General features: G+C 66.8%; 19 protein-coding genes, 1 tRNA gene and 3 pseudogenes. 15 read left to right on the top strand and 8 right to left on the bottom strand.

The features are described 5' to 3' along the window. Window positions 1–60: 60 nt before the first annotated feature. From FB459_RS03320 to FB459_RS03310, 3 genes are all read left to right on the top strand, one after another. Window positions 61–1,617, top strand: coding sequence for a metallophosphoesterase family protein (locus FB459_RS03320; protein WP_141927464.1), 1,557 nt, complete (start codon window positions 61–63; stop codon window positions 1,615–1,617). Between the two features lie 141 nt (window positions 1,618–1,758). Then, window positions 1,759–2,628: a hypothetical protein gene (locus tag FB459_RS03315; RefSeq protein ID WP_141927463.1), complete on the top strand. Its 870-nt coding sequence runs from the start codon at window positions 1,759–1,761 to the stop codon at window positions 2,626–2,628. Window positions 2,629–2,784: 156 nt separating this feature from the next. Continuing rightward, window positions 2,785–2,857 (top strand) — tRNA-Arg (locus tag FB459_RS03310). Between the two features lie 85 nt (window positions 2,858–2,942). Here the strand turns inward: FB459_RS03310 and FB459_RS03305 are convergent. Together FB459_RS03305 and FB459_RS17705 are read right to left on the bottom strand one after the other, a co-directional pair. Further along, window positions 2,943–4,622, bottom strand: a complete 1,680-nt coding sequence (locus FB459_RS03305; RefSeq protein ID WP_141927462.1) for a long-chain fatty acid--CoA ligase — start codon at window positions 4,620–4,622, stop codon at window positions 2,943–2,945. Window positions 4,623–4,664: 42 nt separating this feature from the next. Next, the gene (locus FB459_RS17705; RefSeq protein WP_170221666.1) at window positions 4,665–4,892 is read right to left on the bottom strand and encodes a hypothetical protein; all 228 of its coding nucleotides are present in this window, start codon (window positions 4,890–4,892) and stop codon (window positions 4,665–4,667) included. Between FB459_RS17705 and FB459_RS17495 the strand changes: the two genes are divergently transcribed. From FB459_RS17495 to FB459_RS03290, 4 genes and pseudogenes are all read left to right on the top strand, one after another. Continuing rightward, the gene (locus tag FB459_RS17495) at window positions 4,853–5,311 is read left to right on the top strand and encodes a glycoside hydrolase family 3 N-terminal domain-containing protein (RefSeq protein WP_281279523.1); all 459 of its coding nucleotides are present in this window, start codon (window positions 4,853–4,855) and stop codon (window positions 5,309–5,311) included. The genes FB459_RS17705 and FB459_RS17495 overlap by 40 nt on opposite strands. Further along, window positions 5,223–5,426, top strand: a complete 204-nt coding sequence (locus FB459_RS18020; RefSeq protein ID WP_342771011.1) for a glycoside hydrolase family 3 N-terminal domain-containing protein — start codon at window positions 5,223–5,225, stop codon at window positions 5,424–5,426. The genes FB459_RS17495 and FB459_RS18020 overlap by 89 nt, the downstream gene beginning before the upstream one ends. A gap of 27 nt (window positions 5,427–5,453) precedes the next feature. After that, window positions 5,454–5,717 (top strand): annotated as a pseudogene (locus FB459_RS18185) (fibronectin type III-like domain-contianing protein); the annotation flags it as partial. Between the two features lie 237 nt (window positions 5,718–5,954). Next, a complete protein-coding gene (locus FB459_RS03290; protein WP_141927461.1) occupies window positions 5,955–6,683 on the top strand; it encodes a sulfite exporter TauE/SafE family protein in 729 nt (242 codons plus the stop codon). A 47-nt stretch (window positions 6,684–6,730) separates the two neighbouring features. Here FB459_RS03290 and FB459_RS03285 read toward each other — a convergent pair whose 3' ends face one another. Both FB459_RS03285 and FB459_RS03280 read right to left on the bottom strand, forming a co-directional pair. Beyond that, entirely contained in the window at window positions 6,731–7,528 is a 798-nt protein-coding gene (locus FB459_RS03285) for a transglutaminase-like domain-containing protein (protein ID WP_141927460.1), read from the bottom strand. Between the two features lie 74 nt (window positions 7,529–7,602). Further along, window positions 7,603–8,148, bottom strand: a complete 546-nt coding sequence (locus FB459_RS03280) for a hypothetical protein (protein ID WP_170221664.1) — start codon at window positions 8,146–8,148, stop codon at window positions 7,603–7,605. 202 nt (window positions 8,149–8,350) lie between these two features. Between FB459_RS03280 and FB459_RS03275 the strand changes: the two genes are divergently transcribed. Together FB459_RS03275 and corA are read left to right on the top strand one after the other, a co-directional pair. After that, entirely contained in the window at window positions 8,351–9,754 is a 1,404-nt protein-coding gene (locus FB459_RS03275; protein WP_141927458.1) for a class II fumarate hydratase, read from the top strand. Between the two features lie 29 nt (window positions 9,755–9,783). Then, window positions 9,784–10,938, top strand: coding sequence for a magnesium/cobalt transporter CorA (gene corA / locus FB459_RS03270; protein ID WP_141927457.1), 1,155 nt, complete (start codon window positions 9,784–9,786; stop codon window positions 10,936–10,938). 20 nt (window positions 10,939–10,958) lie between these two features. Here the strand turns inward: corA and FB459_RS03265 are convergent, their stop codons facing one another. Beyond that, window positions 10,959–11,306, bottom strand: a complete 348-nt coding sequence (locus FB459_RS03265; RefSeq protein WP_141927456.1) for an IclR family transcriptional regulator domain-containing protein — start codon at window positions 11,304–11,306, stop codon at window positions 10,959–10,961. Between the two features lie 62 nt (window positions 11,307–11,368). On the opposite strand from FB459_RS03265, the pseudogene FB459_RS18180 reads away from it, so the two are divergent. Continuing rightward, window positions 11,369–11,563: pseudogene (locus FB459_RS18180) on the top strand (CoA transferase); the annotation flags it as partial. A 27-nt stretch (window positions 11,564–11,590) separates the two neighbouring features. Here FB459_RS18180 and FB459_RS18175 read toward each other — a convergent pair. Then, a pseudogene (locus FB459_RS18175) lies at window positions 11,591–11,713 on the bottom strand (hypothetical protein); the annotation flags it as partial. A gap of 144 nt (window positions 11,714–11,857) precedes the next feature. On the opposite strand from FB459_RS18175, the gene FB459_RS03255 reads away from it, so the two are divergent. The 5 genes from FB459_RS03255 to FB459_RS03235 are packed head-to-tail and all read left to right on the top strand — an operon-like array spanning window position 11,858 to window position 16,670. Further along, window positions 11,858–12,688: a siderophore-interacting protein gene (locus FB459_RS03255; RefSeq protein WP_141927454.1), complete on the top strand. Its 831-nt coding sequence runs from the start codon at window positions 11,858–11,860 to the stop codon at window positions 12,686–12,688. Between the two features lie 46 nt (window positions 12,689–12,734). Continuing rightward, window positions 12,735–13,784 carry an iron-siderophore ABC transporter substrate-binding protein gene (locus FB459_RS03250; RefSeq protein WP_141927453.1) on the top strand — a complete coding sequence of 350 codons (1,050 nt, stop codon included), beginning with the start codon at window positions 12,735–12,737 and terminating at the stop codon, window positions 13,782–13,784. Beyond that, entirely contained in the window at window positions 13,781–14,827 is a 1,047-nt protein-coding gene (locus FB459_RS03245) for a FecCD family ABC transporter permease (protein WP_246092302.1), read from the top strand. Before FB459_RS03250 ends, FB459_RS03245 begins: the two co-directional genes overlap by 4 nt. Then, window positions 14,824–15,876 carry a FecCD family ABC transporter permease gene (locus FB459_RS03240; RefSeq protein WP_246092301.1) on the top strand — a complete coding sequence of 351 codons (1,053 nt, stop codon included), beginning with the start codon at window positions 14,824–14,826 and terminating at the stop codon, window positions 15,874–15,876. Before FB459_RS03245 ends, FB459_RS03240 begins: the two co-directional genes overlap by 4 nt. Continuing rightward, window positions 15,873–16,670, top strand: a complete 798-nt coding sequence (locus FB459_RS03235) for an ABC transporter ATP-binding protein (protein ID WP_141927452.1) — start codon at window positions 15,873–15,875, stop codon at window positions 16,668–16,670. The genes FB459_RS03240 and FB459_RS03235 overlap by 4 nt, the downstream gene beginning before the upstream one ends. A 97-nt stretch (window positions 16,671–16,767) precedes the next feature. On the opposite strand, the gene glpK is transcribed toward FB459_RS03235, so the two are convergent. Beyond that, window positions 16,768–18,318 (bottom strand): glycerol kinase GlpK, encoded by a 1,551-nt coding sequence (gene glpK / locus FB459_RS03230; RefSeq protein ID WP_141927451.1) that lies wholly within the window; start codon window positions 18,316–18,318, stop codon window positions 16,768–16,770. Between the two features lie 79 nt (window positions 18,319–18,397). Beyond that, entirely contained in the window at window positions 18,398–19,135 is a 738-nt protein-coding gene (locus tag FB459_RS03225; protein WP_168990109.1) for an MIP/aquaporin family protein, read from the bottom strand. Window positions 19,136–19,348: the final 213 nt, after the last annotated feature.

Below are 19,348 nucleotides of genomic sequence, written 5' to 3'. Positions count from 1 at the left end.
TCCCAAGTTCACCGTGCCGTTTTCCCGCCGAGGACGCCGGTGATTTGGTCGGGTTGAGGAGTGAAGGCTCCACAGATCACCCGAAGCAACGCACGCAGCGCCGGTAGGTGGGCGCTCGCGACGCTGTTGCTTGCCGCATTCGGGTACGTCGGTGGGGTCGGGATGACCAGCTTGTTCCCCACCACCGTCGAGACGAAGTTCTACTCTGCGGACGTCCGGATGGGGCTGGTGCCCGACTCCACGGTCCGCCTGCCGACCCTGCTGGGCGACGTGTCGGTCGGCTTCGACGGCCCCTTGCCTGCCCCGGGCATCATCGTCGACGCCCAGTTGCGCAAGGACGTCACCGAGGCCTTCGCCGGCCGGACACCGACGCCCGCACAGTTCCAGCCGAGCCCCGCAGAGCTGGACACTGCTGCCCGTGCCGGGCTCACCGGGGTGGCCTGGCGGTTCGTCCTCGGCTTCGCCCTCACCGCCGGAGCCCTGCTCGTTGCGCGGCGCGCCTGGCGGAACCCGCGCGCGAGTCTGGTCACGGCGGCCGGTGCGCTCGCGCTCTCGCTGGTCGCACCGGCCCTCGCCGGTTACGTGACCTACCACGAGCGCCACATCGGCGAGGTCCGCACCACGTCGCTGTTGAGCATGGCGCGCAACGACCTGTCGATCCTCACCGATCTGGAGAAGCGCACCTCCGAGTCCTCGCGGTACATCACCAGCGTGCTCGCCCTCTCGAGCGCCCTGCAGACCAAGTACGCGCCCCGCTCGACCGCTGCGCCGACCGCGCTGCGGGTGATGTTCGTGAGCGACATCCACGGCACGAACCAGTACGCATTGATGCGCGACATCATCCGATCCGAAAGAGTGGACGTCGTTGTCGACGCGGGAGACCTGATCAACTTCGGCAGTGTGCGCGAGGCCGAAGCCGCCGGCATCTTCCGGTCGATCGAGCGGCTCGGCGTGCCGTACCTGTTCGTCCGCGGCAACCACGACGCGACCAGCGCCACCGATACCGCGTTGCTGGACCGGATGAGCAAGGTGCCCAATGTGGTTACTCTGCAACCCAACTCACGCCTGTACACGAAGGTGACAATGGCCGGTGTGACATTCGGCGGCTTCAACGACCGGCGCTTCTACGGCGACGGCGACCCGAAGGACAAAAGCATCCACTCAGGTGCCCGCAAGCACTTTCTGAGCACGTGGAAAGACAACGAGGTCCCGGCCCCGGACGTCGTGGTGAGCCACGAGCCGGGCGCGGTCGAGGACGGGTTCGAGGACGACCAGTTGCTGATCTCCGGACACACCCACACCCCGCATCGTGACGGGAACTGGATGACCGTCGGCACGTTCACTGGCGGCGGGCTCTTCGGCGCCCGCCTTGCACAGGGCGCCGAGAAGGGCACCGAGGTACAGACCCAGGCGTACTCGTTCGACATCGCCGAGTTCGACACCGGCTGCTCCTTGACCACCATGCGCCGCTACACCTTCACCGGCATTCTGCAGGGCCGTCCCGAGTTGCAGTCGACCAACGTGTTGAGCGGGCGACAGTTCGTACCGGAAGCCGCAGACGATCGGCAGTGCGCAGGACCCGTCGAGCCGGTCACCGTGCCGGTACGCGGCGAGTAACAGACGGGCTCCTGGCAGTCGCCGTGATGGGTAGCTCTCCCCATCGCGGGAACGCCTGTTCACACGCCATCATCAGACCAACGAACGTCGCTCGCCACCCCGTACGTGAAATCGATCAAGGTAACCAACGGTCACGAGGGCATGTCGTACGCCAAGGACGGAACGGTCAAGTTCTTCGAGAGCGAGGACGGCACTTCGTGGAAGCAGGTCGGCTCCTCCAGGGCCCCCGAGTCGCACGAGCAGTCGACCCCGAAGATCGACGCCGCCGAACTCGGTGACTTCCACGCCGTCTTCGTCGTCAACAGCAGCCTTCCGGGCGTCGGTCACCGGTTCGCAGCCGGTTTCTCCAACGGCAGCGGAGTCTGGGGACCGCTCACCAAGGACGGCAACGATCTGGTGGTGAACACCAAGGGGTCGCAGGCCAACTGGGGTCCGATCGAGCTCGAGCTCTCCGACCAGGGCCTGATCGAGACGTCCCCGTGGGACAACGACGCTTCCACCGCGGAGCGCACCGCACACCCGATCGTCCGCGTCTGGAAGGCGAACGGTGAGGGCACGTTCATCCTCAAGAGCGACAACGTCTTCCGCGCCGAACCGGTGACGGTCGAGCCTGCGGAGCCGAAGAAGGGCGAGGAGAACACCGGAGACGGACGCTTCACCGCGCGCATCGTGTCGGTCGACGGGAACAAGGTCACCTTCAAGCCGCAGGTCGACAACTGCGACCCCGAGCCGGAGGTGCCGTGTGGCCCCGAGGACGGCGCCGCGCGCTCCGCGACCCTCGCCCCGGACGCCCGCGCGTCGATCCTGGTCGGCGTCAACGAGAACATCAGCGCTCCCCAGTGGGTGTGGACGCAGAGCGTGCACGGTGCACCGAACCTGTCGAACTACCGTGAGGGATCGTCCTACGTCGTCCCTTCGAAGTACACCGCCGCCGAGCAGACGTACACCGCGATCCTGCAGGTCAAGGACGGCCGCATCGTCGCCGCCGACACCGTCAGCCCGGGTAACTGAGTGCGGGCTCGTCCGGCTCGGAACCGTCCGCCGGTTGCGGGCCGGACGGGCGCCCGGCCTCACCGATCAGAGCGTGACGTACACATCGTGCCCTCGATTTCTCATCGATCGAGGTGAGCAGGTAGAGTGTGACGTCGTTGCCAGTGATGGCAGCAAGCACCCGTAGCTCAACGGATAGAGCATCTGACTACGGATCAGAAGGTTTGGGGTTCGAATCCCTACGGGTGCACAGGTAATACCAAGAATCTGTGTTGAGACAGAGGATTCCAAGCCCCGACCGGCGGATGCGCCGGTCGGGGCTTCCTCGTTCTGACCTACTGGGCGGGTGCCCCAGTCTCCGCGACGTCGAGACCGCCCTCGGCGAAGCGTGACCGTAGTGCCTTCTTGTCGTACTTGCCGACGCTCGTCTTGGGCACCTCGTCGATGATCGCCCAGCGCTCGGGCACCTGCCACCGCGCGACGCGTCCGGACAGAAAGTCGCGCAACTGCTCCATCTCCACCGATTCGCCGTCCTTGATGACGACAGCGGCCAACGGACGTTCGCCCCACTTGTCGTCCGGCACACCGATGACGGACGCCTCGAGCACGGCCGGGTGCGCCATCAGATGGTTCTCCAGGTCGACCGAGCTGATCCACTCGCCGCCGGACTTGATGACGTCCTTGGCGCGGTCGCTCAGCAGGATGTAACCGTCGTAGGTCATCGAACCCACGTCACCCGTGCGCAGCCAGCCGTCGTCGAACTTGCTTGCCATATCGGCCAATTCGCCTTCGGCTTCGCTGCCGTTGCTGTAGTACGAGCCGGTGATCCACGGACCGCGGACCTCGACCTCGCCGACCGATTCCCCGTCCCACGGCTGCACCGAACCGTCCGGCCCCATGATGCGGGCCTCGACCCCGCCCATGATCCGGCCCTGCGAGGCGCGGTACTTCCAGTACTCGTCGCCGCCTTCCTCGAGACGACCGGGAGGGAACGCCAGGCTCGCCACCGGCGAGGTCTCCGTCATGCCCCAGCCCTGGATGATCTCCACGTCGTAGCGCTCGAAGGCCTTCATCAAAGCCGGCGGGCAGGCCGCGCCGCCGGACATCAGCATGCGGCAACTCGACATGTCACCACCCTTGGCGTCCAGGTGCTGCAGCAGTCCGTTCCAGATGGTCGGCACGCCCGCACCGACGGTCACCCGCCACTTCTCGATCATCCGAGCGAGCGGTTCGGGTTGCAGGAAGCGGTCGGGCATGAGCAGGTTGTCGCCCGCGAGCATCGCGGTGTACGGGTAGCCCCACGCATTGGCATGGAACAGCGGCACGACGACGAGCGCGGTGTCGGACGGCGTGAGCGCGAGCGTCAGGCAGCAACTCATCGCGTGGATGTAGTTCGAGCGGTGCGAGTAGGCGACGCCCTTGGGGTTTCCGGTGGTGCCGGAGGTGTAACACATGGACGAGGAGTCGTTCTCGTCGACGTCCTTGGGCCACTCGAACTCGTCCGACCGACCGGCCAGCAACTCGTTCCAGTCGTGCACTGCCTCGACGTGAGCAGGCGCCCCCAGGGCCTCACGGACGCCGTCGTCGACCGGTCCGTTGACGATGACGTGCCGGATCTTGGGCAGGTGCTCCAGCAGCTTGCTGAACGGCTCGGCGAGGGTGTTGTCGACGACGACGACCTCGCTGCCGCCGTGGTTGGCCGTGTAGATCAGTTGCTCGGGGAACAGTCGGATGTTGAGGGGGTGCAGCACCGCCCCCATCGACGGGACGGCCAGGTAGGCGACGAGGTGCTCGGCGTTGTTCCACATGAAGGTTGCGACGCGGTTGTCACCGTCGATACCCATGTCCCGCAACGCATTCGCGAGCTGTCGACACTGTCGTCCGATCTCGCTGTACGTGACCTCCCGTCCCCCTTCCGGCGTCCAGGTGATGCATCTGCTCTCGGCGTGCACCGTGGTTCCGTACTCCAGCAGGGACGAGATCAACAGGGGCGGCGACTGCATGGTGCTCTTCATGGACAGAGCTTGCCATTTCCGGCCGCGATGATGTGGCGTGAATCACAGCAAGCCGCCTTCGACTTTGCGAAAGTGGTCGTTGTGTCCCACATGCCGAGAGCCACCGACCTGACCAGTGACGAGCAGATCGGTCTGCTCAGTGGTGTCGACTTCGGGCTCACGCGTCCGCTGCCCGTTCATGACCTGCCTCCCGTGACCCTCTCGGACGGTCCCCTCGGCATCCGGCTGCAGTGCGAGTCGGCCGATCATCTCGGAGTCGGCGACAGCCACCCGGCCACCTGTTTCCCTCTGCCGTCACGTTGGCCTCCAGTTGGGACCTCGACCTTGCACGGGAGCTGGCTGTCGCGTTGGGTACCGAGGCGAGCCAACTCGGTGTGGACGTCGTGCTCGGCCCAGGGTTGAACATCAAGCGAAACCCGTTGGGCGGCAGGAATTTCGAGTACTTCTCCGAGGATCCGTTCATCAGCGGACGTTTCGCTGCGGCAGTTGTCGATGGTCTGCAGAGCGTCGGTGTGGGCGCCTGCCTGAAGCACGACGCGGTCAACAATCAGGAGTACTACCGCTTCGTGGTCGACGCGGTCGTCGACGAGCGCACGCTGCATGAGATCTACCTGTCCGGCTTCGAGTACGCCGTCGAACGGGGCAAGCCATGGGACGGTGATGGCGTCGTACAACTCGGTCGACGGTGAACTTACCTCCCAGAATCACCGACTACTCACCCAGATCCTGCGCGACGAGTGGGGCTTCGACGGAGTGGTGAGCGACTGGAGCCGCCGCGGCCGGCACGGTCCTGCTCCGCAATGACGACACCCTTCCCCTCGATCGCCGGGCATCGATCGCGACACCCTGTCGCTCCCTGCGGCGCACGACGAACTGGTTTCGGCTGTTGCACAGGCCAACCCGCGCACCGTCGTGGTTCTGTCGAACGGCGCACCCATCACGATGCCGTGGCGCGACGAGGTGGCCGGCTTCGCCAAGGTGCATCTCGAAGTCGGCGGTTCACGACGGGTGGACATCGAGGTGCCTGCCCGAAGCTTCGAGTTCTGGGACGTCCGTACGCACGAATGGCACTGTCCCACCGGACGGCGGACGATTCTGCTGGCGCGCGACGATCGCCGGCACCGAGCTCAGCGATGCCGACCGCCCCATGGTCGAACGCAACTTCGCCGAGTTGCCGCTGCGCGCGGCGGCACGCTTCGGCGACGGCAAACTCAGTTGGCGGACGATCGACCTCGCCCTGCGCCTTTGCAACCTCGGTCGACGCTGACCGATTCGTCGTTTCCCGGCCGCCGCTGAGACCATCGTCCGTCGGCCTGAGCGAAGGGAGCAACCATGGGCATCTCATGGACGCTGTTCGTCGTTCTCGGACTCGTGATCGGCCTCGGCGCGTTCGTGCAACGGGTCGCCGGGTTCGGTCTCGCGGTCGTCGCGGCACCCTTCGTCGTGATGGCAGCGCCCGACCTGATGCCGGCGTCGCTGTTGATCACCGTCGTGCCGCTACCGCTCCTGGAGGCAGTGCGCGGACGCGCTCATGTGCTGTGGCGGTCCTGCAGTTGGGCACTGCTCGGACGCCTGGCCACGATGCCGCTCGGGGTCTGGTTGGTGTCCGTCGCGTCGTCCTCGGTGATCTCGCTCGTGGTTGCGGCGATGGTGCTGGCTGCGGTTGCGGGCTCGTTCACCCGGATCCATGTGCAACCGACGCCCGCCCTGTCGGGGCTCGCCGGCCTGGTCACCGGCGTCTCGGCCACAGCCGCATCGATCGGCGGACCCTTCTACGGCCTGGTGCTGCAGGAGCAGAAGCCGCAGCAGGTGCGCTCCACGCTCGCCCCGTTCTTCCTCATCGGTGCACTGGCCTCGCTGGCCGGACTGGGCGTCGGCGGCCAGGTGCCGCGTGAGGCGCTGATCGCAGGCGTCGCCTGGATGCCGTTCATGGTGCTCGGTTCGGTGCTCGCGCAGCCGCTGCGTCACCGCATCGACCCGACACGGTTCAAGCAGCTGATGCTGATGCTGGCCACCGTCGCTGCGGTGGCCGTGATCGTCCGGGTCGCCCTGACCGTCTGAGTGTCAGACCATCCGCGTCGCGGACTGCGTCTGACACTCAGCAACTGTCAGCGCAGCTGGGTCAGCATCGAGGGGTCGTCGGTCGGCAGGTCGGGCTCGGCGATCGCCGTGACCTGCATCTGACCGAGCTCCACCTGACCGGCAGCAACCGTCATGAACGCGGTGTCGCTCGCGTCCCGGCCGGTCGCGATACGCAGCAGTGAGGTACGCGGCGCCATCGAGGTCGCGTCGACGACCTGCCACTTGCCGTCGATCAACGCTTCGGCGATCGCGTGGAAGTCCATCGGGCTGAGTCCCGGCGCGTAGACGCTCACCAGCCGGGCAGGCACGTTCAGCCCACGCAGCATCGCGATCACCAGGTGCGCGAAATCGCGACAGACCCCCTGCCTGGACAGGTAGGTCTGGATGGATCCGTCGGTCGGACGACTGGAACCGCTGACGTACTGCAGGCTCTGATTCACCCACACCGCAACGGAATCCAGCAGGTCCTTGCCCTGCTTCCCCCCGAACGTCGCATGGGCAACGGGAGCGAGAGTGTCTGAATCGACATAACGGCTCGGACGCAGGAACACGACCTCGTCCAGGAGCGTCACGTCCGGCTCGGGAGCTTGTTCGTCGACCGTGCATCGATAGTCGAGGACGAGAGCGCCCGCCGGGGTTTGCCGGCACCGGTGCAGCCGCGTCATCCCGTCGACGATCTCTTCCAACTCGATCTTCGTGCCGTCGACGGTGACCGTGAGCTCTTCCTCGGCTCGCGGTACGACCTCGGACACCGCCACCGACCAGGTGATGTCGGCGGTGGCGGAAACAGTGGCTTCGACATGGGCGGAAACAACGCGGCGCATCCGTCCATCCTGTCGGCGGAACGAGCAGCACAGGGCTTGCGGCGCCGCGTTGTTTCCGTGTTGTTCCACTCGGCTCACACCTGGAGAATCTGGTGCAGCTCTACGATCTTGCCCCCGACGATCTTCACCACCGCGTGAGTGGGAGTGGTCAGCCGGTCGATCCCCTTCGGCAGGGTCCACCGCGATGTCGTAGATGAAGCCGTGGTCGGGTCGTTCCTGGACCCACAGCAACCCGACTTCCTGCGTCGGATCGGCCGCGTCGAAGGCCGACCAGAGCGATGACCGGGCGACTGCAGACCCTGCGGCAGCAGGCGCTTGTGTTCCTCGAGCGAAGCCAGCCGCGCGGTTTCGATCGTTTCGAAACCGCCGGCATCGAAGATGGAGTGGGCGTAATGCTCGATGCCGGCGTCGATGAACCGTTCGAAACGATCCTCGGTCATCGGACGCAGTTCGATCGTACCGTCCGGCACGTCGTTCACCCGGATGCTCATCTTGGCCGCGACCAGCTCCGCCCCGGCCCGCTTCACTGTTGCACCGACGGCGCCACAGCTGCTGCTTCCCTTGCTGATGCAGCGTCTCCAGGACGCGGTCGGCAACAGCCGCCGGGTCTCCTGGCGCATTGCCGGTGCGGATCGCGATCAGGTGCGCCCGCACGACCGCGGTCCAACGCTCGAACTCGGCCGCGGTCATGGGCTCGATCAGCAATTCCATGCGAGGACTGTTCCACCGGCCCGCCCGGTTCGCACCGCAACCGGAGGAACAACTGGAGCGCCAACCGCTGTTGACTGGAGAAAGACGACGAACTCGACTGAAGGAGCAACGATGTCCGAGCAGAAGACGAGGACCGAGCGCGATTCGATGGGCGAGGTCGAAGTACCCGTCAACGCGAAATGGCGCGCACAGACCCAACGCGCTGTCGAGAACTTCCCCATCTCCGGGCGTCCGATCGAACCGTCCCTCATCCACGCGCTGGCCTCGATCAAGGGCGCGTCCGCGAGAGCGCGCGCCGCCAGCGGAGCCCTCGACTCCGATGTGGCACAGGCGATCTCGGACGCTGCCGCGGAAGTATCGGACGGCACCTGGGACGACGAGTTCCCGATCGACGTCTTCCAGACCGGCTCGGGCACGTCCAGCAACATGAACGCCAACGAGGTCATCGCGACCCTCGCTGCCGACACGCTCGGCAAGGACGTCCACCCCAACGATGCAGTGAACGACCCGTTCTCCTCCAACGACCAGTTCCCCGCGGCGATGCACATCGCCGCCACCGCCGGCGTGAAGAACGAGCTCATCCCTGCTCTTGAGGTCTTCGCAAAGTCTTTGCGCACCAAGGAGACCGAGTTCGCCGACTTGGTGAAGTCCGGGCGTACCCACCTGATGGACGCCACCCCGGTGACCCTCGGGCAGGAGTTCGGCGGATACGCCGCGCAGGTCGAGTACGTCATCTCCCGCCTGAGCGAGGTGCTGCCCCGCGTCGGCGAACTTCCCCTCGGCGGCTCCGCCGTGGGCACCGGCATCAACGTGCCCACCGGGCTGGCCAAGACGGTGATCGACGATCTCGCGAAGTCGCTCGACCTGCCGCTGACCGAGGCGGGTAACCACTTCGCTGCCCAGTCCAGCCGCGACTCGCTGGTCGACCTGTCGGGCCTGCTGCGCACCTGCGCGGTCGCGTTCACCAAGATCGCGAACGACATCCGGTGGATGGGCTCCGGGCCGACCGCCGGTCTGGCGGAGATTCACCTGCCCGATCTGCAGCCCGGCAGCTCGATCATGCCGGGCAAGGTGAACCCGGTGCTGTGCGAGGCGATGCTGCAGGTCAGTGCGCAGGTCATCGGCAACGACACAGCCGTAGCGTTCGGGGCCAGCGCCGGCACCTTCGAACTCAACGTGATGCTGCCCGTGATCGCGCGTAATGTACTGGAGTCGATCCAGTTGTTGGCCAACGTTTCTCGGGTCTTCGCAGAGCGTTGTGTCGATGGGATCGAGCCGGACGCCGACCGCATGCGCCGGTACGCAGAGTCGTCCCCGTCGATCGTCACCGCGCTCAACCACCAGCTCGGTTACGACGAAGCCGCAAGCATCGCCAAGCAGGCCCTGAAGGAGGGCAAGACCATCCGCGAGGTCGTCATCGAACGCGACCACGTCGCCGACGGCACACTGACCGAGCAGCAGCTCGACGAAGCCCTCGACGTGCTCGCCATGGCCTACCCGCACGGACGTGAATGATCCGACCTTTCGGGGCTAGTGTTTCGGCCATGCCCGTCTGGCGCGGACGCCCGGTCACCGTCCCGAAATCACCCGCACGCAACCTGTTCACCTACGACGGTCCGGCTGCGTCGTTCGAGCCTGCGCGCGATGAGCAAGACCGTCCCGCAGAGGCCACGGTGGTCGAGCGTGCGATCTACTGCAACGGTCGCAAATTGGAGAACCCCGCGACGATCTCCGAGACCATCCACCGGTTGTCGCACAAGCCCGATCCGTCCGAGCGGCCGATGGCCTGGATCGGCTTGGCCCACCCCAGCGCCGATCACGTGCAGCAGGTCGCGCGCATCTTCGACCTGCACCCGCTGGCGGTGGAGGACGCGATCGTCGCCCACCAGCGTCCGAAGCTCGAGCGCTACGACGACACGTTGTTCGTGGTGCTCCGTTCGGCCAGCTACGACGACGACACCGAGACCGTGGACTTCGGCGAGATCCACCTGTTCATCGGACCCGACTTCGTCATCACCGTGCGGCACAGCGCCGACCCCAAGCTCGGTCCGGTGCGCAAACGGCTGGAAGCCGAGCCCGACCTGCTCGCGCTCGGCCCCGAAGCCGTGCTGTACGGCGTGCTCGACCACATCGTCGACGGTTACGCTCCCGTGCTCGTAGGCCTCGAGAACGACATCGACGAGATCGAGACGCAGGTGTTCGAGTCCGATCCGAGCGTCTCGCGCCGCATCTACGAACTCAGCCAGGAGGTCATGGAGTTGCAGCGTGCGGTGAAGCCCTTGCAACGCATCCTCGACGCGCTCGACAAGGGTGTCGAGAAATACGGCACCGACCCCGAACTCCAGCGCTCACTACGCGACGTCGCCGACCACGCCACCAGTGTCGCCGAGCGGGTCGACGGCTTCCGGCAGTCGCTCGCCGACATCCTCACCCTCAACGCCACCCTCGTCGCACAGACCCAGAATGAGGAGATGAAGCGGCTTGCCGAGGTGGCGAACAACCAGGCGGACGAGGTGAAGAAGGCCTCGTCGTGGGCGGCCATCCTGTTCACCCCTACTGTCGTCGCCGGCATCTACGGCATGAATTTCGAGAAGATGCCCGAACTCTCCTGGTGGTTCGGCTACCCGTTCGCGTTGTTCTTGATGTTCGCTGTCAGCACCACGATGTGGGTCATCTTCCGTCGCAAGAACTGGCTCTGACCCACCTCACTGCTGTTCGGTCACCGAAGCTGGTTCCGACGCACGTAGTCCTCACTGATCGAGGATGCCGTAGAGAGCAGTCTGGGCAGGTGGTGCTCGAGCAACCTGTCCACCGAAGTCTGGCCGGCATGAGCGTTGACGTTCAGAGCCGCCACGACACGCCCCGTCGCATCGCGCAGAGGCGCGGCCACGGAACGGATGCCCACTGCGAGGTCTTGATCGGTCATGCACCACCCCTTGGCGCGAGTATCCGCAAGTTCCCGTCCCAGTTGGGCCCGGTCGACCTCCCGGCGGGCGACCACCCCCGATCGGCTCGGCTGGTCGAGCACCGCGTCCAGCTCCTCAGGGCTCAGGTCGGCGAGCAGCACCTTTCGTGTCGTGGGCGTCGCCGAGCGCCTGAATCACCTCCAGGCCTCTGGCCAAGGCTTCGATGAAGTCGGGACCGCTGCCACGCTTTCCCATTGCTACCTCCGAGTGTGCGTCGGTTCACGCGACCATGCTGCTGGCCGACCTCGGCGCGACTGTGATCAAGGTCGAGGGGCCCTCCGGAGACGACACCCGGACCTGGATGCCGCCCACCAGGGGCGAGATCTCGACGTACGACGCGCTGCCATTCCTCGATCTCGAGATCGGCAAGTGGTGCGGACGCGAAGATGCCTGCGTTGTTGAACGCGTAGTCGAGTCCGCCGAAGGTTGCCACGGCGTACTCGACGGCGCTGCGCAGCGAGCGACGCCTACGCGGAACATCGACCCGGTAGAAGCGCGACTTACGCATTACCGCGAGCACCCCCCTGGCGGGAGTGAGACCGGCTTGACATGGTTAGGTAACGCTTAGTTAGGTATGCCTGACCTAATCCGCCACTCTTGGGCCGCCGCTCTCAAATCATGAAGTGGGGTCCAGCAACCGGAAGGAATTCGCGTGACCACTCTGCTCGACCGCATCGAACAGCGCGCCGTCTCTGCGTACACCGCCGTCACGATGGCGCAGATGCCCGACCGCACCGACCTTCGGCAGTGGCCCATGACCGTCCGCTCGATCACTGAGGTCGCCGACCATGTGCGTCGGTTCACGTTCGTGGCCAAGGAGTTCAGCGGCTACGCCAGCAACGGCCCCGACGAGTACTTCGGGTTGCTCATCCCCACCGACGGTCGGCTGACGATGCCAGATCCGAACGAGGCCAACGTACGGCGCGCAGTGCATGCGATGAATCCGGTCGAACGCCCCGAACTTCGGTGGTACACCTTGCGGGCGGTGCGCCCCGACCTCGGCGAGGCCGATGTCGACATCGTGTTGCACGGCGACGCCGGTCCCGGCACTGCCTGGGCGTCGCGAGCGCGCGTCGGTGACCGCCTGGGCTTCCGCCAGGGCACCGCGCTCTACCTGCCCCAGCACGACGGCCACGAACTGCTGGTCGCCGACGAAACCGGCGCACCGGCCCTGGCCGCGATCATCGACCAGCACCCGGACAAGCCGCGCACGATCATCGTCGAGGTGCCGGACACCGATCACCTGTCGCCGCTACCGGTCGACATCGACGCGCACATCGTCATTCGCGGCGATCGCGCGCCCGGCGAAGCCGTGCTGGAGGTGCTGCCCGGTCTGCAGTGGCCCGCCCTCGGCTATGCGTGGATCTGCGGGGAGCGCGCCCTCGCGACCGGCACCCGCAAACACCTCGTCGGCGAGCGCGGTGTGCACCGCAGGAAGGTCATGTTCTCCTCCTTCTGGCAGCTCGGCCAAGCCCGCGTCTGAACCACAACCCGCCCGAAATCTCTTATCCGACAAGGAAATTCCTCGCATGCAGAAGATCGCACTTCCCATCGCGCTGCTGGCAACGGGCTTGCTCGCAGCCTGCTCGACCGGGCCGACCGGTGGCGCCGACAGCCAAACCGCGGGCACCCAGGCGGCCGGCGCCACAACGACCACCGACAGCGGCGACTTCCCGGTGACTGTGAAGACCGCGCTCGGTTCCGCCACCATCACCAAGGCGCCGCAGCGAGTGGTGACCCTCGGCTGGAGCGACCAGGACGTCGCGGTCTCGCTCGGCGTCGCGCCGGTCGGCGCGCCGGAAGTCACCTGGGGTGGCAACGCCGGCAAGTCGACCGATTGGTACGACGCCGCGCTGGCGAAGATCGGCGGAAAGCAGCCCACCCGCTACAGCGACGCCGACGGCACCCCGTTCGACAAGGTCGCCGCGCTCAAGCCTGACCTGATCCTCGCGACCAACTCCGGCATCACCAAAGACGACTACGCGAAGCTGTCGAAGATCGCGCCTGTCGTCGCCTACCCCGACCAGCCCTGGGGCACCTCGTGGCAGCAGTCGCTCGACCTCGTCGGCAAGGCGTTCGGCAAGTCCACCGAGGCCGCGAAGCTGAAGACCGACACCGAGAACTCGATCAAGACCGCCGTCGCGAAGTACCCCGCAATCAAGGGCAAGTCGGCGGCGTGGGCCTGGTTCACACCGACCGACCTGTCGAAGGTGAGCTTCTACACCAGCATCGACAACCGTCCGCGCATGCTCGAGGCGTTCGGTATGACGACGCCGAGCTTCGTCACCAAGCTGTCGGCCGGCAAGCCCAACCTGTTCAGCGTCGATGTCTCCGCCGAGAACGCCTCGACCGCCGACGCCGACGTGCTGGTCTTCTACGTCGACAACGCAGCGCAGACCAAGCAGATCACCGGCAACGCGCTGCTGTCGAAAATCCCTGCGCTGCAACGTGGTTCGTACGTCGCCAGCTCCGACAACGTCGCGGCCATGCCGATGTCCAGCCCCACCCCGCTGAGCATCCCGACCGCACTCGAGAAGTTCCTGCCGCAGCTTGCTGCGGCCGCCGCCAAGGCGCTGTGAGCACTCTCGTCTCCACCCGACCCGCGTCCGGCCGACCCACAACCGGACGCGGGTCGCGCCGGCGCGCCGGCGTCGGCTTCGCGATCGCGACGGCGACCTTGGGCGTCGCCTGCGCGCTCTCCCTCGCCATCGGCTCCAGCAGCAGCCTCGGCATGCTCGACGCTTTGCACGCGTTCTTCACCGGCACCGGTGACGCGGCCGCCGTCGTCGATGCACGCGCCACCCGCACCCTCGTCGCCGTCGTCGTCGGGGCGTCGGTCGCCGTGTCGGGTGCCGCGCTGCAGGGGCTCACCCGCAACCCGCTGGCCGACCCGGGACTGCTCGGTGTCAACGCCGGCGCTTCACTGGCCGTCGTCATCGGCCTGACCGCCGGCTTCGCCGGCAACCAACTGTCGTTCGTGCTCCTTGCCCTGCTCGGCGGCGCTCTCGCGGCGTTCGCCGTCTATGCGATCGCCTCCGCGGCCTACGGTGGCGCTGGCCCGATCACGCTGGCACTGACCGGCGCCGCGGTCACCGCCGGCTGCTCGAGCATCACCGCCGCGCTGCTCATGCGCGACCAGGGGGCGCTTGAGGTCTACCGTTTCTGGCAGGTGGGCTCCGTCGGCGGACGCGAGTCGGCGAACCTGCTCCTCACCCTCCCCTTCCTCGCCGTCGGCGCACTGATCGTGGTCGCCTCGGCGCGCACTCTCAACGCGCTCGCACTCGGCGACGACCTCGCCCGTGCCCTCGGCCGGCGGGTCGCGCTGGTGCGCATCACCGTCGCCGCCGGAGCCGTGCTGCTCGCCTGCACGGCCACCTCGATCGCCGGCCCGATCGCCTTCGTCGGGCTCGTCGTGCCCCACGTCGTGCGCGGCTTCGCTGGGCCCGACCACACCCGCTTGCTGCCGCTGTGCGCCCTGGGCGGCGCCGCGATGCTGACCCTCGCCGACGTCATCGGACGCGTCGTGGCCCGCCCAGGCGAGCTTCCGGCCGGCATCCTCACCGCACTGGTCGGGGTGCCCGCGCTGATCGTGTTGCTGCGCCGAAAGGTGGTCACCCTGTGACTGCCGCAACCTGCGCCACCCCTGCCCTGAAGGCGGTGGCCGCCGCGCGCACCCGCGTCCGCCGCAGGTTGTCGGTCGCGCTCGTAACCGCGGCCTTCGCGCTGCTCGGACTGCTCGCCGCGCGCGTGCTGCTCGGCGACTACACCGTGACGATCCCCGACTTCTTCCGCATCGTGACCGGCACCGACATCCCGGTGGCCGGTTTCATGGTGATGGAGTCCAAACTCCCGGCCGCGCTCGCAGGAGCTCTTGCAGGGGTCGCCTTCGGCGCGGCCGGGTCGATCTTCCAGACGATGTTGCGCAACCCGCTGGCCAGCCCCGATGTGCTCGGCGTCTCGCTGGGAGCAAGCGCAGGGGCGCTGGGTTCGTCGGTGCTGCTGGGCTGGTCCGGCACACCGATGTCGCTCGCCGCGCTCGCCGGCAGCCTCGTCGTCGCGCTGCTGATCCACCTCGTCGGCGGCCGCGGCGCGACCGCCTCGCACCGGATGATCCTCATCGGGCTCGGCATCAGCGCGGCGCTGCAGTCGCTGATCCAGTGGCTGCTCATGCGCTCCAACATCCATCAGGCACAGGACGCGATGGTGTGGCTGACCGGGTCGCTCAACTCCCCCGCGTGGAGCGGAATCGCCCGGCTGGCAGTCGTATTGGCCATCGCCCTGCCGGTGGCCGCTGTACTCGCCCGGCCGCTGCGACTGATCGAACTCGGCGCCGAAGCGGCCACTGCACTCGGCGCTGCGGCTGACCGCACCCGACTCGCGCTCATGGCCGTCGCGGTCGTCATCACCGCCACCGCGGCCTCCGTCACCGGCCCCATCGCGTTCGTCAGCCTGCTCGCGGGGCCCACCGCGCGCCGCCTCAACGGCGGCCGCCCCTCGATCCCGTTGTCGGCACTCATCGGAGCCTGCATCGTCGTTGCCGCCGACTACCTCACCACGTACGTCGTGCCCGGCAGCCTCCCGGTCGGTGTGCTCACCGGCATCGCCGGCGCGCCTTTCCTGCTGTCCCTGTTGATCCACCGCCCCACCTCGCGAGGAAGTAACGACGCATGACCCTCGAAGCACGTGGCCTCACCCTCACCTACGACAAGCACACCGTCGTCGACGGTCTCGACCTCGCGCTGCCCGCGGGCCAGATCACCGCGATCGTCGGCGCGAACGGCTGCGGCAAGTCGACGCTGCTGCGCGGGCTGTCGCGGGTGTTGCGTCCGCACGCGGGTGCGGTGCTGCTCGACGGCGCCGACCTGAGGTCGATGCGCCCCAACCAGGTCGCGCGGCGCGTCGCGCTGCTCCCACAGCAACCTGTCGCGCCGAGCGGCATGACCGTCGTCGAACTCGTCGGGCTGGGCCGGCACCCGCACCAGAGCGCGTTTCGTCCCCGTACCCGTGACGACGATCGCATCGTCGCCGAGGCACTCGAAGCCACCGCAACCCTCGACCTCGCAGACCGCCTCGTCGAGGAACTCTCCGGTGGCCAACGACAGCGGGTGTGGATCGCGATGGTGCTCGCCCAACAGACCGACGTGCTGCTGCTCGACGAACCCACCAGCTTCCTCGACCTCGCCCACGCCGTCGACGTGCTCGACCTGGTCACCGACCTCAACCGCGAGCGCGGGACGACGGTGGCGATGGTGCTGCACGACCTCAACCTGGCTGCCCGGTACGCCGACGAACTCATCGCGGTCAAAGAAGGAACGGTCGTCGCTCAGGGCAGCCCGACGGAGGTGATCACCGCCGAGCGAGTGCGCGGGGTCTTCGGTCTGACCGCGAGTGTCGTGCCCGACCCGGTGACCGGGACGCCGCTGGTGGTGCCGATCGGCCGGCACCACAGCGTCCCCGCTGCCTGAACAGAACCAGGCCCCACCCGTGTCGGGCTGGGGCCTGGTTATGTTCCGGGTTTCGATGCGTCGCTCGCAGCCTCACGACGGCTCATCCACCGGTCGGTTACTGCTGGATGTCGGCCTCCGACACCGCGTCTTCCGGCTTCTCGTCGTCCTTGGCCCAGTCGAGGGTGCGCTGGACGGCCTTGTTCCACTTGGCGTACAGACGCTTGCGGTCGGCCTCGTCCATCTGCGGCTCCCAGCGCTTGTCCTCGGCCCACTGCTTGCGCAGTTCGTCCTCGTCCTTCCAGAAACCGACGGCCAGGCCGGCCGCGTAGGCCGCGCCCAACGCGGTGGTCTCGTTGATCACCGGACGGATGACGGGCACGCCAAGAATGTCGGCCTGGAACTGCATGAGGGTCTCGTTGACCACCATGCCGCCGTCGACCTTCAGCTCGGTGAGGTCGACGCCGGAGTCGGCGTTCATCGCGTCCATCACCTCGCGGCTCTGGAACGCGACGGCCTCGAGCGCGGCACGGGCGATGTGGCCCTTGTTCGCGAACCGGGTGAGGCCGACGATCGCGCCGCGGGCGTCGGAGCGCCAGTGCGGGGCGAACAGACCGGAGAAGGCGGGGACGATGTAGACGTCACCGTTGTCCTCGACACCCTTGGCGAGGTCCTCGACCTCTGGCGCCGAGCTGATCAGGTTGAGGTTGTCGCGCAGCCACTGCACCAGCGACCCGGTGACGGCGACCGAACCCTCGAGGGCGTAGATCGGCTTGTTGTCCCCGATCTTGTAGCAGACGGTGGTGAGCAGGCCGTTCTTGCTCATGACCTTCTCCTCACCGGTGTTGAGGAGCATGAAGTTGCCGGTGCCGTAGGTGTTCTTCGCCGTGCCGGGCTCGTAACAGACCTGACCGAAGGTGGCGGCCTGCTGGTCGCCGAGGATGCCCGCGATCGGCACACCCGGGAAGGAGCCCTTCTCCCGGCCCTTGCCGTAGACCTCCGACGACGACCGGATCTCCGGAAGCATCGACATCGGAATGCCCATGTCCTTGGCGATGGATTCGTCCCACTGCAGGGTGTCCAAGTCCATCAACATGGTGCGCGAGGCGTTGGTGACGTCGGTGACGTGGACACCGCCGTCCGAGCCGCCGGTCATGTTCCACAACACCCAGGTGTCCATGTTGCCGAACAGCAGGTCGCCCTTGTCGGCCTTCTCGCGAGCGCCCTCGACGTTGTCGAGGATCCACTTGACCTTCGGACCGGAGAAGTAGGTGGCCAGCGGCAGGCCGACCTTGTCCTTGTACTTGTCGGCACCCTCGGAGCCGCCGAGTTCCTCGACGATCTTGTCGGTGCGGGTGTCCTGCCAGACGATCGCGTTGTAGACGGCCTCGCCGGTGTTCTTGTCCCAGACGACCGCGGTCTCACGCTGGTTGGTGATGCCGACCGCGGCGACGTCGCCGCGCGAGATGTCTCCCTTGGCCATGGCCTCGGCGCTCACCTTGCGGGTGTTCTCCCAGACCTCGGCCGGGTTGTGCTCGACCCAGCCGGCCTTGGGGAAGATCTGCTCGTGTTCCATCTGTGCGACCGAGACGACCTTGCCGTCGTGGTCGAAGATCATGCACCGCGTGCTGGTGGTGCCCTGGTCGATCGAAGCGATGTACTTGCTCACTGCGGTGGCTCCTTAGCCGAAAGTTTCGTGCGGGGAAGAGAGGAGTGTCCCGCCGCTGGTGCGACGGGCCCACGTCCGATCACATGTAGACGATCGCGAGCAGACCTGCAGCGACGGCGCCGAGGAGCGGGCCGACGACCGGGATCCACGCGTAACCCCAGTTGCTGTCGTCCTTGTGCGGGATCGGCAGCACGGCGTGCGCGATACGCGGACCGAGGTCACGCGCCGGGTTGATGGCGTACCCCGTGGGGCCACCCAGCGAGGCACCGATTCCGACCACAAGCAGCGCCACGGCCAACGGGCCGAGACCTGCGGGTGACTTGCCGAACATCATGATGATGAAGACCAGAACGAAGGTCCCCAGGGCCTCGGTCACGAGGTTCCAACCGGTGGAACGGATCTGCGGGCCGGTGGAGAAGACGCCGAGCGAGCCGGCCTCACCGCGCTCGTCGAACTGCTTCTTGTAGGCCATCCAGCACAACACGGCACCGATGAAGGCACCGATCAGTTCGGCGGCCAGGTAGACCATGGTGGACGCGGCGGTGATCTCCACGCCCTTGGCGTAGGTCACGGGTTCGTCACCGAGGCTCTGAGTGAGCAGACCGATGGTGACGGCCGGGTTGAGGTGCGCGCCCGACTTCCAGGCGGCGTAGACACCCGCGAAGACCGCGAGACCCCACCCGAAGTTGACCATCAGGAAACCGCCGTCCGTACCGTTGTTCTTCGGCAGCGCGACGTTCGCGACGACACCACAACCCAACAACAGCAGGATCGCGGTTCCGATCACTTCACTGACAAATACTGCTCCGAGGCTCACCGTTGAACCCCTCCTCCCAGTATGCGAAGAGCGCGGACCACGATCTTCGACGTAGATGTGACTATGTTCTACCAAAGGTCGACCCATGTCCGTAGGGCTTGAGCACAATTGACCGGCGCGTTTTTCGGTCCTCTACATCCGTAGTGGCCAGTGGGTGGCGACGTTGACCACTCGTTTACAGTTGAACCAGAACACTCGTCGAGGCAGCCAGGA

This window comes from Yimella lutea, assembly GCF_006715095.1.
In the GTDB taxonomy this organism is placed as follows: Bacteria; Actinomycetota; Actinomycetes; order Actinomycetales; family Dermatophilaceae; genus Yimella; species Yimella lutea.
The sequence above is the reverse complement of the archived record's forward strand: the minus strand, read 5'-3'. Positions and strand labels throughout refer to the sequence as shown.